This is a genomic window from Ruminococcus sp. N15.MGS-57 (assembly GCF_000980385.1).
GTDB lineage: Bacteria > Bacillota > Clostridia > Oscillospirales > Ruminococcaceae > Hominimerdicola > Hominimerdicola aceti.
Genome location: NZ_LARF01000018.1, coordinates 26,045 through 40,061, shown reverse-complemented (window position 1 = coordinate 40,061; position 14,017 = coordinate 26,045). Strand labels below are relative to the sequence as shown.

At 43.1% G+C, this 14,017-nt stretch carries 16 protein-coding genes; 10 read left to right on the top strand and 6 right to left on the bottom strand.

What is annotated here, in order from left to right:
• Positions 1-32 precede the first annotated feature (32 nt).
• From WS40_RS05145 to WS40_RS05135, 3 genes are read left to right on the top strand one after another with little or no spacing between them, the layout of a single operon-like run.
• Complete coding sequence (locus WS40_RS05145) at positions 33-887, top strand: class C sortase (protein WP_242989509.1); 855 nt, start codon at positions 33-35, stop codon at positions 885-887.
• Positions 877-1,857, top strand: a complete 981-nt coding sequence (locus WS40_RS05140; protein ID WP_046440727.1) for a Cna B-type domain-containing protein — start codon at positions 877-879, stop codon at positions 1,855-1,857. The genes WS40_RS05145 and WS40_RS05140 overlap by 11 nt, the downstream gene beginning before the upstream one ends.
• A gap of 43 nt (positions 1,858-1,900) precedes the next feature.
• Positions 1,901-2,536, top strand: coding sequence for a sortase (locus tag WS40_RS05135; protein WP_325208434.1), 636 nt, complete (start codon positions 1,901-1,903; stop codon positions 2,534-2,536).
• Positions 2,537-2,575: 39 nt separating this feature from the next.
• On the opposite strand, the gene WS40_RS11450 is transcribed toward WS40_RS05135, so the two are convergent.
• Positions 2,576-2,752 carry a hypothetical protein gene (locus WS40_RS11450; RefSeq protein WP_195246244.1) on the bottom strand — a complete coding sequence of 59 codons (177 nt, stop codon included), beginning with the start codon at positions 2,750-2,752 and terminating at the stop codon, positions 2,576-2,578.
• Positions 2,753-3,102: 350 nt separating this feature from the next.
• Between WS40_RS11450 and WS40_RS05130 the strand changes: the two genes are divergently transcribed.
• Positions 3,103-3,780: a TVP38/TMEM64 family protein gene (locus WS40_RS05130; protein WP_046440726.1), complete on the top strand. Its 678-nt coding sequence runs from the start codon at positions 3,103-3,105 to the stop codon at positions 3,778-3,780.
• A gap of 46 nt (positions 3,781-3,826) precedes the next feature.
• Here the strand turns inward: WS40_RS05130 and WS40_RS05125 are convergent, their stop codons facing one another.
• From WS40_RS05125 to WS40_RS05115, 3 genes are read right to left on the bottom strand one after another with little or no spacing between them, the layout of a single operon-like run.
• Entirely contained in the window at positions 3,827-4,423 is a 597-nt protein-coding gene (locus tag WS40_RS05125; RefSeq protein ID WP_046440724.1) for a manganese catalase family protein, read from the bottom strand.
• The gene (locus WS40_RS05120; protein WP_046440722.1) at positions 4,423-4,686 is read right to left on the bottom strand and encodes a spore coat protein CotJB; all 264 of its coding nucleotides are present in this window, start codon (positions 4,684-4,686) and stop codon (positions 4,423-4,425) included. Before WS40_RS05120 ends, WS40_RS05125 begins: the two co-directional genes overlap by 1 nt.
• Positions 4,670-4,912, bottom strand: coding sequence for a spore coat associated protein CotJA (locus WS40_RS05115; protein WP_117876544.1), 243 nt, complete (start codon positions 4,910-4,912; stop codon positions 4,670-4,672). Before WS40_RS05115 ends, WS40_RS05120 begins: the two co-directional genes overlap by 17 nt.
• A gap of 313 nt (positions 4,913-5,225) precedes the next feature.
• Between WS40_RS05115 and WS40_RS05110 the strand changes: the two genes are divergently transcribed.
• The 6 genes from WS40_RS05110 (at position 5,226) to WS40_RS05085 (ending at position 10,800) form a co-directional block, all read left to right on the top strand.
• Entirely contained in the window at positions 5,226-6,428 is a 1,203-nt protein-coding gene (locus WS40_RS05110) for an ABC transporter substrate-binding protein (protein ID WP_046440718.1), read from the top strand.
• A 219-nt stretch (positions 6,429-6,647) separates the two neighbouring features.
• Positions 6,648-7,529, top strand: a complete 882-nt coding sequence (locus WS40_RS05105; protein WP_022286764.1) for a branched-chain amino acid ABC transporter permease — start codon at positions 6,648-6,650, stop codon at positions 7,527-7,529.
• Positions 7,530-7,672: 143 nt separating this feature from the next.
• Positions 7,673-8,692: a branched-chain amino acid ABC transporter permease gene (locus WS40_RS05100; protein WP_181986089.1), complete on the top strand. Its 1,020-nt coding sequence runs from the start codon at positions 7,673-7,675 to the stop codon at positions 8,690-8,692.
• Position 8,693: 1 nt separating this feature from the next.
• The gene (locus WS40_RS05095) at positions 8,694-9,452 is read left to right on the top strand and encodes an ABC transporter ATP-binding protein (RefSeq protein ID WP_046440715.1); all 759 of its coding nucleotides are present in this window, start codon (positions 8,694-8,696) and stop codon (positions 9,450-9,452) included.
• A 13-nt stretch (positions 9,453-9,465) separates the two neighbouring features.
• Positions 9,466-10,176, top strand: coding sequence for an ABC transporter ATP-binding protein (locus WS40_RS05090; RefSeq protein WP_022286767.1), 711 nt, complete (start codon positions 9,466-9,468; stop codon positions 10,174-10,176).
• Between the two features lie 12 nt (positions 10,177-10,188).
• Positions 10,189-10,800: a cytidylate kinase-like family protein gene (locus tag WS40_RS05085; protein WP_022286768.1), complete on the top strand. Its 612-nt coding sequence runs from the start codon at positions 10,189-10,191 to the stop codon at positions 10,798-10,800.
• 58 nt (positions 10,801-10,858) lie between these two features.
• On the opposite strand, the gene WS40_RS05080 is transcribed toward WS40_RS05085, so the two are convergent.
• Both WS40_RS05080 and mgtE read right to left on the bottom strand, forming a co-directional pair.
• Positions 10,859-12,238, bottom strand: coding sequence for an NAD(P)/FAD-dependent oxidoreductase (locus tag WS40_RS05080; RefSeq protein WP_022286769.1), 1,380 nt, complete (start codon positions 12,236-12,238; stop codon positions 10,859-10,861).
• 103 nt (positions 12,239-12,341) lie between these two features.
• Positions 12,342-13,709: a magnesium transporter gene (gene mgtE / locus WS40_RS05075; protein ID WP_046440712.1), complete on the bottom strand. Its 1,368-nt coding sequence runs from the start codon at positions 13,707-13,709 to the stop codon at positions 12,342-12,344.
• Positions 13,710-14,017 lie beyond the last annotated feature (308 nt).

Genomic DNA, 14,017 nt, shown 5'->3' with positions numbered 1-14,017 from the left:
TGGTCTTGTTATTGCTTGTGGGGCTCTCCGTGATGTTATATCCAACAATAAGCGATTGGTGGAACTCAAAAACGCAAAGCCGTGCGGTGGCGACTTATCAGAAAGCGGCAAATGACCTTTCTGACAAGGAGAATGAAGAGATACTCAGCCGTGCCAGAAAATATAATGAAGAGATAGCAAAGCTTGCCCGACCTTTTGTGGATTATGATCAGGTCAAGGGCTATGAGGATATCCTAGATATCACGGGGACGGGTGTTATGGGCTATATTTCCATTCCGACTATAAGGGTGGAGTTGCCTATTTATCATGGCACAAGTGACGGCGTGTTAAATGTCGCTGTGGGACATCTGCAGGGTTCGAGCCTGCCTGTTGGCGGAGCGGACACTCATTCGGTCATTTCAGCACATAGAGGTCTGCCGTCGGCAAAGCTTTTCAGCGACCTTGATAAGCTTGCAGAGGGCGATGAGTTCACTATAACAGTGTTGAAAGAGGTCTATACATATGAGGTCGAGGCTGTTTATATAGTTCTGCCTAATGAAATGGATAAGCTGAACATTATTCCAGGTGAGGATCATGTTACGTTGACTACCTGTACACCATACGGAGTCAATTCTCACAGGCTTCTTGTTCGTGCAAAGAGAGTTGAAACTGCGGACGATACAAAGAGTGTTTCAAAAATAACGGCAGATGCTGTTCAGCTCGATTCTCTTGTGGTCGTGCCTTTTGTAGCAATACCGTTGTTTGTGGTACTGCTTGTGTGGTGGTTTGTGGATTCAAAACGCAAAAAAATCTCTCATGATGAGCTTGTGGCAATGCTGGATAAGCCAGAGAGTGACGATAATGTTGAAAATCTACCTGATAAGGAGAGTAGCAAAGATGAAACTTAAATTTTCTCAGCTTGCAAAGGCTGTTTTGTGTACGGCGGCAATGGCTGTTTCAGCCTTGGGAAGTATGACGATCTCAGCTTCTGCAGCGGATAATATCAATGTGGATATAGTGTGCAAAAATGATACGACGACTGTTAGTAATGCTGAGTGGAGCATATATAAGGTCGGTGAGCGTAAAGAAGCTGACTTTGTCCTTACCGGCGAGTTCAGCGATTATCCTATAGATATGTCTGATTTTACTGACGCTTCAAAAATGCAGGCTGTCGCTGATACTCTCGACAACTACGTAAAAACTGATGGCATAACACCAGTTTCAACCGGCAAGACGGACGCAAACGGTGAAGTAAAGCTTTCTGCTGATTCTGTGGGTCTGTATCTTGTTTCAGGCAAGAGTTTTGAAAACACAACAGCTAAGTTTACACCTTCTCCATCACTTATCGAGATAGATAAGGATATCGTGGCTGAGGGTCAGATAACAGTTTACACCAAGTTCACATACGAAGAGATCCCAGCAGGGGACAGTGATTATGGTGTAAGAAAGTCGTGGATAGTTCCTGATGGTCAGGAAAAGCTCATACCTGATAATATTAAGGTGGAGATATATCGTGATGGCAAGCTTTTCGATACTGTTACTCTTAACGCTGACAACAACTGGGAGTATTTTTGGAAAGACAATTCTGCGGCTGAGTGGACAGTTAAGGAGATAGATATTCCTGCCAACTACACAGTTGTTACCAAAAACAATGACAAGCTGTTTCTTATAGAGAACACATATAAGTCAGACAGTTCGAGTAATACAGATAGTAGTTCAAGCACACCTGACAGCAGTTCGTCAGGCTCTGATTCATCAAGCTCAACGCCTGACAATATACCACAGACTGGTTCCCTCAACTGGCCGGTGCCTGTACTTATAGGCGGTGGAGTTATCCTTATCGCGGCAGGCTGGAGAGTAAGCAGAAAAGAGAAATAAAGGCGAAACCACATAGGCTCGCCTTTACAACAGGAGAAAAATAGTGACTAAAAAAAAGCTAGGACTTTTGTTGATAATAATGGGGATAATGCTGATAGCGGCGGCATTATCCCTTAATTATTACAACTATTTTCATGAAAAGCAAAGTAATAAAAGGATGGAGGCTGTGCTGAGTGACCTGAAAACGCAGATCTCAGACAGTTCAGAGGACAGCGACAGCAGTTCACCCTTTGACATTTTTGACGATAGTCGATCCACGGACAGCGAGATAGATGACTCGGATAAGGATATCGTGCTTGACGGCAACTCTTATATAGGTTTGATTTCATTCCCGACACTGGGGCAGGAGTTTCCTGTGACTCGTGGCTGGAGCTATGCTGCAATGAATACTGCAGCTTGTCAGTACAGCGGCAGACGTGTAGACAATGATCTTATAATCTGCGCTCACAATTACACAGGCTTTTTTGATAAGCTGGATAAGCTCAGCTCAGGTGACCAGGTCATTTTCACCGATGTTTACGGCAGAGAATTTAACTATACTGTCACAAACAGCGAACTGCTGAGCGGCTGGGATTCGCCATCGCTCATAAAAGGTGGTGGCAGCGACTGGGATCTGACCTTGTTCACCTGCACATGGAGCGGTTACAGCAGAGTGACTGTAAGACTTGTTTATTCATAAATATATCAAAAACGCACAGAGTTCTACACCCTGTGCGTTTTATATTCCTGCGGCAAGTCTTATTTTTTTTATATCAAAAGTTTTTAGTTTGTCATCGTATATGCAGTGTCGTCTTGACTTTCTTGGGTGGCGGCGTGTATAGTCAATGGCTTCTTCAAGGTTGTTTGTTTGAAAAACTGGACGTTTCATTGCTTTGTTGTATACTGTGTATCTCATAAAAATACCTCCCAAATAATTGTTATAATTAATTATAACATTAATTGGTACGTTGGTCAATAGCAATATTGTACAAATTTAACCTATTAATCAGATATACATAAATTAAAACAGAAATCGACTTGTTTAAGAACAATTCACGACATAAGACGACATAATTCTACTTATAAAAATTATAGTGATAGTGGGATATTGTGCAAAAATGAGAATGGTTGGTCAATTTGACGAACGATAAAGTTATAAATTTGTTTTGACAGCGAAAGTTGTAACACAGTTTTCATTGATTGATAATTAATTGAACATTCAAATATGGTATAATACCCTAAAGAATCGGAGAGGAGCGAGGAGTTTTGGATAGCTTTGTGCGAAAATATGGAAGATATGTACCCTTTGCTTTAACTATTATCATAATATTTTGCTGTGCTCTTTTTCTGAAAGACCATGAGTTTTCTGAGATACTCAGTTATTGCCCGGACAATTTGTGGCTTGCCGCATTTGTTATTCTGGGATTTTATGGATTGAAGTCCTTGTCGGTGGTATTCCCGCTTGCGGCTATTTTTGTGTGCGTGGGTGCAATATATCCGTTCTGGGTGGGCATTTTGTTGAACGTAATAGGACTATCGGTTTGCTTTACTGTTCCTTATCTTGTGGGAAGAATATCGGGTGGCGATATCATGCGTGTTATTGAGATGAAATATCCTAAGGCACGAAAGCTTGTAAATTATGGACATGACAATAATCTGTTCGCCTCCTACATTTCAAGGGCAGTGGTAGTTGTGCCGGGCGACCTTGTTTCAATGATACACGGCGCACTGCGAATGCCTTACAGACCATATCTTCTTGGCTCGATAATGGGAGTGATGCCTGAAATGCTTGTGCAGACATATATTGGAGCACAGTTGAAGCATTTGACAATAAAATCAGTGCTTGTGATGATAGCACTCATAGCCGCAACGCTGGCTTTTTCGCTGATACTTAATAAAAAGGTCAGCAGGAGCGGCAAGCAGATGGACAAGGAAGATTTTTGATATATGTACAAAAAAGCGGACTGATAACAACAGCCCGCTTTTTTTATTATTTGTCAAAGCTAGGATTGAAAGCGTAGAAATTTTTGCTGTCAAGCATATCCTGAATAAGTCTTAGTCCTTCGCCGAAGCGCTGATAGTGGACTATCTCACGTTCACGAAGAAACTTGATAGGGTCACGGACATCGGGATCGTCAGCAAGCCTGAGAATGTTGTCGTAGGTCAGGCGGGCTTTTTGCTCAGCAGCAAGGTTTTCGTGTATATCAGCAATAGCGTCACCGGTACTTTGGAAGATTTCCGCAGAAAATGGTACACCAGAGGCGGCTATAGGGTAAACGCCTGTAGTGTGGTCAACAAAATAGGTGTCAAAGCCACTGTCTTTTATCTCCTTGAGGGAGAGGTCACGGGTCAGCTGATAGATAATAGTGCCAATCATTTCGATGTGGGCAAGTTCTTCTGTGCCGATATCGTTGAGTATTGCCTGCACCTCACGACAGGGGGCTGAGTAACGCTGATTGAGATAGCGAAGCGCTGCACCAAGTTCGCCGTCGGGGCCACCAAGCTGCGAGATAATGACCTTAGCCAAAGCAGGATTAGGGTTAGCGATCTTAACGGGGTATTGCAGCTTTTTTTCATATTGCCACATTAGTCAACACTCCTTTCCCACGGAAAAGGTGATGTTACCCATTCCCATTTCTTGGACGAATTGTTCTGCGTGATCGTCAATGGTCCGTATTTCTCATTGTATTGCGCAGTAAGCTTCTCTTTTTCAGTCTTGTGGCGTGCAAAATATGCCAGACCATCTCTGCAGGTAGGGTGGCTGTCGAGGTAAAGATTAGCCTCTACAAGGGCAAAGCTGCACGCCTGTATCTTTCTAAGAAGCCTCTCCTTTTCACTTAGTATGGGCATTCTTTACAGCCTCCTCTCCTATAAAAGGTTTGTCTATGGACGGGAAGATAGTTCCTCTTGAAAGTCCTACATCTGCTTCATAAGGCTTCTCCCACATCTGAAAAGGCACATATGCCATTGCCAGCGGTGTATCCTCAGGAAATCTTCCTTTCGGAAAAGGGCAGGCAGGTGTGTTATCCTCTGTGTCGTCAGCAAGTATCCTGCCTAACGACAGATTGTCAAACATATCCAAATAAGTTCACTCCTTATGTTGTCTGAATCTCATATACCACAGGTTTCGTGTGGCTGTTTTATCATATGCAGCTTATAAGTCAGTGGTGTATGTATGCAGGATATTATAAAAAAACTTGCAAATCGTTCATTGAAAATACACAAAATTAATTTTCTGTGAACGCGCATATTGTTTGTAACAATAAACATAGTTTAAATAACGTTAAATTTGTAAGATTTAATATTGACAAATCGGGCTTCTGCGTGTTATATTAATACTATTGAAAAAAGCATATGCAGTGACATATGTGAACGAAGGAGAGATTATTATGAAAAATGTCAAGAGAATTCTTGCATTAACAGTTTCGGCTGCCCTTGCAGTTTCTTGCTTTGCAGGTTGCGGAAACGGTGCAAAAAAGAACAGCGATACTATCGTTATCGGCTGCAGCGGTCCGCTCACAGGTGACGCTGCACAGTACGGCGTTGCTGTTAAGAATGCTATCGAGCTTGCTGTCAAGGACGTAAATGACGCAGGCGGAATAAACGGAACAAAGCTCTCATACGTTTTCGAGGACGATGAGGCTGACTCAGGCGATAAGGCTGTAAATGCTTATAACGCACTGAAAGACAATGGTATGCAGGTAATGGTCGGAACAGTAACAACAGGTTCTTGCCTCGCAGTTATTGAAAAGACAAAGCAGGATAACATCTTCCAGCTCACACCTTCTGCTTCAGCTCAGGACGTTATCAAGAACGATAACTGTTTCCAGGTTTGCTTTACTGACACTAACCAAGGTAAAGGTTCTGCCGACTATATCGCAGAAAACAAGCTTGCTACAAAGATAGCTGTAATTTACGACAGCTCTGACGCTTATTCATCAGGTATCTTCAACACATTCAAATCCGAGGCTGAGGCTAAGGGTCTTGATATCGTTGCAGAGCAGTCATTCACAAAGGACAGCAAGACTGACTTCTCAGCTCAGATAAGCGCAGCTAAGAATGCAGGCGCAGACCTCGTGTTCCTGCCTATCTACTATCAGCAGGCTTCACTTATCCTTACACAGTGCAAGTCAGCTAACTACAACCCAACATTCTTCGGTTGTGACGGTCTTGACGGACTTCTTTCTATCAAGAACTTTGATACTTCACTTTGCGAGGGCGTAATGTTCCTTACACCATTTGCTGCCGACGCTCAGGATCAGGCAACTCAGGATTTCGTTAAGAAGTATAAGGACGCTTACAACGGCGAAACACCTAACCAGTTCGCTGCAGACGCTTATGACGGCGTAATGGTACTTGCAGAACTCATGAAGAAGGAAGGCATCACAGCTGATATGTCTGCTTCTGATATCTGCGATAAGCTCAAAAAGGCTATCTCTGATAAGGACTTCTCATATGACGGACTTACAGGTACAGGCATGAAGTGGGGCGAAGACGGTGCCGTATCTAAGGACCCTAAGGCTGTTATCATCAAGAATGGTGCTTATTCTGCACTGACAGCTGATGACATTGCCGCTTCTACTGCTCAGTAATAGCTGAAATGAAGTGCGTACAAAAAGTACGCTTAATATGAAAAAACCGGCAATTGCGAAAAATTGTCGGTTTTTTTGATTTATTTCATTAAAATGTGTTGCAAAAACTACGGGGTTATGTTATAATTTATTGTATATTGTGTTTATGACAAGGACAGATGTAATATATGTGATTACATCTTGTGCTTTGTCTATTCCAAAAGGAAGGAATGTTTGTATATGGGTTTTCTTAATAACCTCATCAACGGAATAAGCCTCGGCAGTATATACGCAGTTATAGCTTTGGGCTATACGCTTGTATACGGTATTGCCAAAATGCTTAACTTCGCACACGGCGATGTTATTATGGTGGGCGGATATGTTATATTCACCTGCATGACCACATGGGGACTGAACTCTTGGCTATCTATAGTTCTTGCAGTTATTGCCTGCACACTTCTCGGTATAGTCATCGAAAAGGTGGCGTATAAGCCGCTCAGACAAGCTACTTCGCTTGCGGTGCTTATCACTGCCATAGGCGTCAGCTACTTTTTGCAGAACACCGCACTGCTTATATTCGGTGAAAAGCCTGTAAACTTTACATCAGTTGTAAACGTGCCGAGCATCAAGCTTTTTGACGGACAGATAGTTATTTCCGGAGAAACATCAGTTGCAATAATCGTATCTATACTCATTGTAGTTGGTCTTTCATTGTTCATCAACAAAACCAAGAGCGGACGTGCAATGCTTGCAGTATCTGAGGACAGAGGTGCAGCTCAGCTCATGGGCGTAAACATCAACCGCACTATCTCTCTTACATTCGCTATCGGCTCAGGTCTTGCCGCAATTGCAGGCGCACTGCTTTGCTCAGCTTATCCTACGCTTCAGAACACCACAGGCGCAATGCCTGGTATCAAAGCGTTCGTTGCGGCGGTATTTGGCGGTATCGGCTCAATACCGGGCGCTATGATCGGCGGTATCCTTATCGGTGTTATCGAGATACTTGGACGTGCCTATATCTCACCGCAGCTTGCCGATGCTATCGTTTTTGCTGTTCTTATACTTGTGCTTATCATCAAGCCTACAGGTATACTCGGCAAGAAGATCAGCGAAAAGGTATAAAAGTCAACTTAAAATTTTCGAGCAGACTTGCTTTGCAGTTCTGTTTTATCTGAAAGGATTGGTTTTTTGTGAAAAAAGAAGGGGCTAGCGCAAAAACAAAGTTTTTTAAGCCGCAGACCAGAAAAAGCTTTATCACATACGCAATGGTAATAGTTGCCTTTGTGGTAATGCAGATACTCAGCAGCGGCGGATATATCTCAAGTATGCTCACAGGACTTCTTGTTCCTCTGTGTGTATACTCTATACTTGCAGTATCCCTTAACCTGACAGTTGGTATACTTGGCGAGCTTAGCTTGGGTCAGGCAGGCTTTATGTGCGTTGGCGCATATACAAGTGCGATATTCTCTATCGTTACTTCTGAAACTATTGAAAATGTGTGGATCAGATTTCCTTTGGCTATACTTATAGGCGGAATAATTGCCGCAGTGTTCGGCATACTTATAGGAATTCCTGTTCTCAGACTTAAAGGCGACTATCTCGCTATCGTTACACTTGCGTTCGGTGAAATCATAAAGAACGTTTTCGCAGCACTTTACCTTGGTTATGATTCTAAGGGCGTTCACGTTTCTCTCAAAAGTCTGTCAAACCTTAACCTTGAGCCTGACGGAAAGCTTATACTGAACGGCCCTCAGGGTATCAGCGGCACACCTAACGATTCTACATTCATTATCGGCGCTGTTATGTTGCTTATCACTCTTATCATTGCCTATAACTTTGTATATTCAAGAACGGGCAGAGCAGTAATGGCTATCAGAGATAATGTTATCGCAGCCGAGTCTGTAGGTCTTAACATCACAAAATATAAGCTTATTACTTTTGCATTGACTGCATTCCTGGCAGGCTGTGCAGGTGCGCTTTATTCTCATAACTTCTATACGCTCCAGGCTTCTAAGTTCGACTATAACCTGTCTATCCTTATCTTGGTATTCGTTGTTCTGGGCGGTATAGGCAGTATCAGAGGAAGTGTTATCGCAGCTATCGTGCTTGTTCTGCTTCCAGAAATGCTAAGAAGCATAAACAGCTACAGAATGCTTATCTATTCTATCGTTCTTATCGTTATGATGATAATAACTTCAAATGAAAAAACAAAGACTTTTATCAGTGCAAATACTGCTAAGTTCAAGGCTTTGTTCAAGCGTGAAAAAGTAAAGGAGGCTGAGTGATATGGCACTTCTTGAAGTAAAAAACCTCGGCATCTCATTCGGCGGACTCCGTGCAGTTGACGAGTTCAGCATAACAATAGAAAAAGGTCAGCTTTATGGTCTTATTGGACCGAACGGAGCAGGAAAGACCACTATCTTCAATATGCTCACAGGCGTTTATAAGCCAGCTGACGGCACAATCGTTCTTGACGGAAAGAACATTACCGGCAAAAACACTATCGAAATAAACCGTGCAGGCATTGCCCGTACATTCCAGAACATCAGACTTTTTAAGGATATGACGGTGCTTGACAACGTCAAGGTCGCTCTTCATAATCATTATAAATACAGCACCTTTACAGGCGTTTTCAGACTTCCAAGATATTTCAAGCTTGAAAAGGCAATGGACGCAAAGGCGCTGGAGCTTCTGAAGGTTTTCGAGCTTGACGATAAGGCGAGTCTGCTTGCTTCCGGACTTCCGTATGGCGATCAGAGAAAGCTTGAGATCGCAAGAGCCCTCGCAACACAGCCGAAGTTGCTGCTTCTTGACGAGCCTGCTGCCGGCATGAATCCAAACGAAACAGCGGAGCTTATGGATACTATCCGCTTTGTAAGAGATAATTTTGATATGACGGTGCTGCTTATCGAGCATGATATGAGCCTTGTTTCAGGTATCTGCGAAAAGCTGTCTGTGCTGAACTTCGGTCAGCTCCTTTGTGAGGGTAAGACAGCGGAAGTGCTTAAAAATCCTGAAGTTATCACCGCATATCTGGGCGAATAAGGGGGTAAGTAAAATGGCAATGTTGGAAATCAATGATCTGCACGTCAATTATGGCATGATAGCCGCTTTGAAAGGTATCTCCTTTGAGGTAAACGAGGGCGAGGTCATTTCCCTTATCGGTGCAAACGGAGCAGGAAAGACCACCACTCTGCACACCCTTACAGGTCTTATCTCTGCAAAATCGGGTTCTATCAAATTCAACGGTGTGGAGCTTACAAAAACTCCTGCACACAAGATCGTGGAAATGGGTATAGCACACGTTCCTGAGGGAAGAAGAATATTCCAAAACCTCACAGTGCTTGATAACCTTAAGCTTGGAGCATTTACAAGAAAAGACAAGGAGAATATACCGAAGGATATTCAGGATATATACGAGCGTTTCCCTAGACTTGCAGAAAGAAAAAATCAGATAGCAGGTACTCTTTCAGGCGGTGAGCAGCAGATGCTGGCAATGGGCAGGGCACTCATGTCAAGACCTAAGATAGTTGTAATGGACGAGCCGTCAATGGGTCTGTCACCGATACTTGTGTCAACCATATTTAAGATAATCGAGGACATAAGAAAGAGCGGAACAACTGTATTGCTTGTTGAGCAGAACGCAAAGAAAGCCCTTGCTATCTCAGACAGAGCTTATGTTCTTGAAACGGGCAAGATAGTTCTGTCAGGCAAGGCGTCTGATCTTATCAATGATGAGTCGGTCAAGAAAGCATATTTAGGTGAATAGGAGTTGAGCTTTATGGCAAGGATCATAACCATTGCAAGGGGCATCGGCAGTGGCGGAAGAACTGTAGGAAAAATGCTGTCAGAGGATATGGGTATAAAATATTATGATAAGGAGCTTATAAAGCTTGCAAGCGACGAAAGCGGTATAAATGAACGCTTTTTCGGGCTTGTTGATGAAAAACTGAAAGGTTCTTTTCTGAGAAAGGGCGGAGTTTACAAGGGTGAGCTTCTTGACCCTGATGATCACGACTTTACTTCTGACAGAAATCTTTTCAATTATCAGGCGAAGATAATAAAGCAGCTTGCAGACAGAGAGCCTGCGGTAATAGTTGGCAGGTGTGCTGACTATATTCTCCGTGACAGAAAAGACGTGCTTAAGGTTTTCATATATTCTGATATGGAAACTGCGGTCAAGAATATCGTCGATCTGTATGGTGTTTCTGTAAAAGAGGCTGTCAAGATAATCGAAAAGACAGACAAGGAGAGAAGCGATTATTATCGTCACTACACAGGCAGGGATTGGACAAATGCGAAAAACTACAATCTGTGTCTTGATACCAGCGACATGAGCTATGACAAGTGCGTTGATATCATTAAGGGATATATAAAGCTTCTTGAAGAGTAAGGCATAAAAATAAAGCCGCATTGCTTTTTTGGCAGTGCGGCTTTTGTGATATATGAAATCAGTTGAATTTTTCTGAAATAGTCCTTGCGGCAAATACTCCTGATGCAGAAGCCTGCGACAGAGAGTGCGTAACGCCTGAGCCGTCGCCAAGGACGTAAAGACCTTTGACAGCAGTTTCAAGGTTCTCGTCAACGTCAACTCTTGAATTGTAGAACTTGACCTCAACGCCGTAAAGAAGCGTGTCGATATTCGCCATACCGGGTGCTATCTTATCCAGAGCGTATATCATTTCGATAATATCGTCAAGCTGTCGCTTTGGGATAACAAGGCTCAGGTCGCCCGGAGTTGCTTTGAGAGTAGGGTTAAGGAACGTCTGACCAAAGCGGTGTTCATTTGTACGTCTGCCTGCAACAAGATCACCGAAACGCTGGACAAGCACTCCACCGCCAAGCATATTAGACAGCCTTGCGATAGACTCACCGTATGCGTTTGAGTCCTTGAAAGGCTCAGAGAATGTGTTGGATACCAGCAGAGCGAAGTTTGTGTTCTCAGTTCTCAGTGCAGGGTCAGCATAGCTGTGTCCGTTTACTGTGATGATGCCGTTTGTGTTCTCAGTAACTACCTCACCGTATGGGTTCATGCAGAATGTTCTTACAAGGTCGCCGTATTTCTTTGTGCGGTAAACTATCTTGCTTTCGTATACCTTGCTTGTGATATGCTCAAAAACAGCCGCAGGTATCTCAACACGAACGCCGATATCAACTCTGTTTGAACGTCTTTTGATACCAAAGTTGTCGCATATCTCAGATATCCATTTTGAACCGCTTCTGCCTGCCGCAACAACAGCGTTTGAGCAGTGATACTCGTCCTTGTCTGTGATAACAGTGAAGTCGTTCTCCTTGCCTGTTATACCCTGAACACTTTCATAAAATTTTATGTCTATCTTGTCTTTAACAAAGTCATAGATGTTCTGGAGTATCTGCATATTTCTGTCAGTGCCAAGGTGTCTTACCTGAGCGTCAAGGAGGTGGAGGTCATATTTCAGAGCCATTGCCTTGATGTCGGAAGAAGTTGTGGAGTAAAGCTTAGCGTCCTGACCGCCCATTTCAAGGTTTATCTTGTCAACATACTGCATAAGCTCGATAGCCTTTTCCTTGCCGGTAAATGTGTAAAGGTCACCGCCGAAATTGTTTGTGATGTTATATTTGCCGTCTGACATTCCGCCTGCACCGCCGAAGCCGTGCATAATGGAACATACCTTGCAGTGAATGCAGGACTTAACTTTTTTGCCATCTATAGGACACTTACGCTTGCTGACAGGTCCGCCCTGATCAATAATGCAAACTTTTATGTTTTTGTCAAGCTTGACAAATTCGTATGCCATGAATACGCCGGCTGCACCTGCACCGACAACAACTACGTCATAATTCTGAGCCATAACTATTTCCTTTCAAATCAAAATCCAGTTTATTTTTCCATAAAACGGGCGGCCGCACCTTTGCAGAAGATAGCCTGAAAGGAGATAACCGCCATATTTTTTTCTATTTTATATCAAATACGATAGTAGCCAATGTGAAGAATATCAGTGTTGAGCAAGTGTCAACGATAGTGGTGATAAGCGGGGCAGCCATGATAGCAGGGTCAAGATGAAGCTTCTTGGCAGCCATCGGGAGCATACAGGCGATGAGCTTTGAAAGCACAACAGTTGCCATGATAGCCATACTCACCGTGAACGCAAGCTTGTAGCAATCCACAGATGTGTCACCGTGATACACAAGAATTATTCTTATAGCATTGACTATAGCAAGGATAACGCTGCAAAGAAGCGCGACTCTGAACTCTTTCCACATGACCTTGAAAAAGTCTTTCATTCTTATCTCACCAAGCGCCATGCCTCTTATAACAAGGGTCGAGGTCTGAGAGCCGCAGTTTCCGCCTGTGCCACTAAGCATTGACAGGAACGATACCAAAACAGGGACAGCCGCAAAAGCAGACTGATATTTGTTTACGATAGCACCCGTAAGGGTAGCTGACAGCATAAGTATCAAAAGCCATGCTATTCTGTTTTTCGCATGAGTGAAAACAGAGGTCTTGAAATAGGAATCGTCACTTGGCGCAACGGCAGCCATTTTCGAGAAGTCCTCAGTGGTCTCCTCCTCGATAACGTCCATAGCGTCGTCAAATGTAACGATACCGACCATGCGGTTTTCTCTGTCAACAACAGGCAGAGAAAGAAAGTCATATTTTGAGAACATGGAAGCAACATACTCTTTATCCTCAAGGGTATCAACGGAAATAACGTTGTCCTCCATTATGTCCTCTATTTTATCGTTATCATCAGCAGTTACGATATCAAGCAGTGAAAGCACGCCCACGAGCTTTCTGTTCTCAGTGACATAAAGTGTATTTACAGTTTCCTTGACCATACCAACGTGTCTTATCCAATCCAGTGCTTCCTTGGCGGTGTAGCTTCTGTGAAGATAAACGTACTCGGTGGTCATAATAGAGCCTGCACTGTCTTTAGGATATTTGAGTATCTGATTTATCTGTTTTCTCGTTTCAGCGTCAGCAGACTTGATTATCCTTGCAACAACATTTGCAGGCATTTCCTCGATAATATTTACCGTATCATCAAGATAAAGGTCGTCAACGATCTCCTGAAGCTCCTTATCCGTAAAGGCATTGATAAGCATCATTTGTGTATCGCTGTCCATATAAGCGAAAACGTCAGCCGCAACGTCCTTGTTCAAAAGACGGAACAGCAACGGAAGCTCGTATTTCTCGACCTCGTGATCGTCATAAAACTGCTGCAAAAGAGCAGCCACGTCGGCTTCGTTCATATCCATAAATATTTCACGGATAGCCTTGTAGTTTCTTTTCTTTAACAGCTCCAATACTGTGTTAAACATAATGTTTCCCCCTAACAGCAGCGGTAATAAGCACAACAGTACAAATAATCGTACTTATACCAACTCTGTACAAATATAAGGATCTACCAAAACACAGATCGTCCTATTCAATTAAAATTGATATTTAGATCACAAAAAGGCTGCCACAAACGGGCGAGCCGCTCTGCAATCGAGGGGCGATCGTATTCTGACTGGCGTCGTCCATTTGTACACACTCCTTAAAAATCATGATTTATGCACGTTTTTACTATTCGCACACATAATATTATTATACGCTTACCTTGTTTTTTTGTCAAGAAATTGTTTAA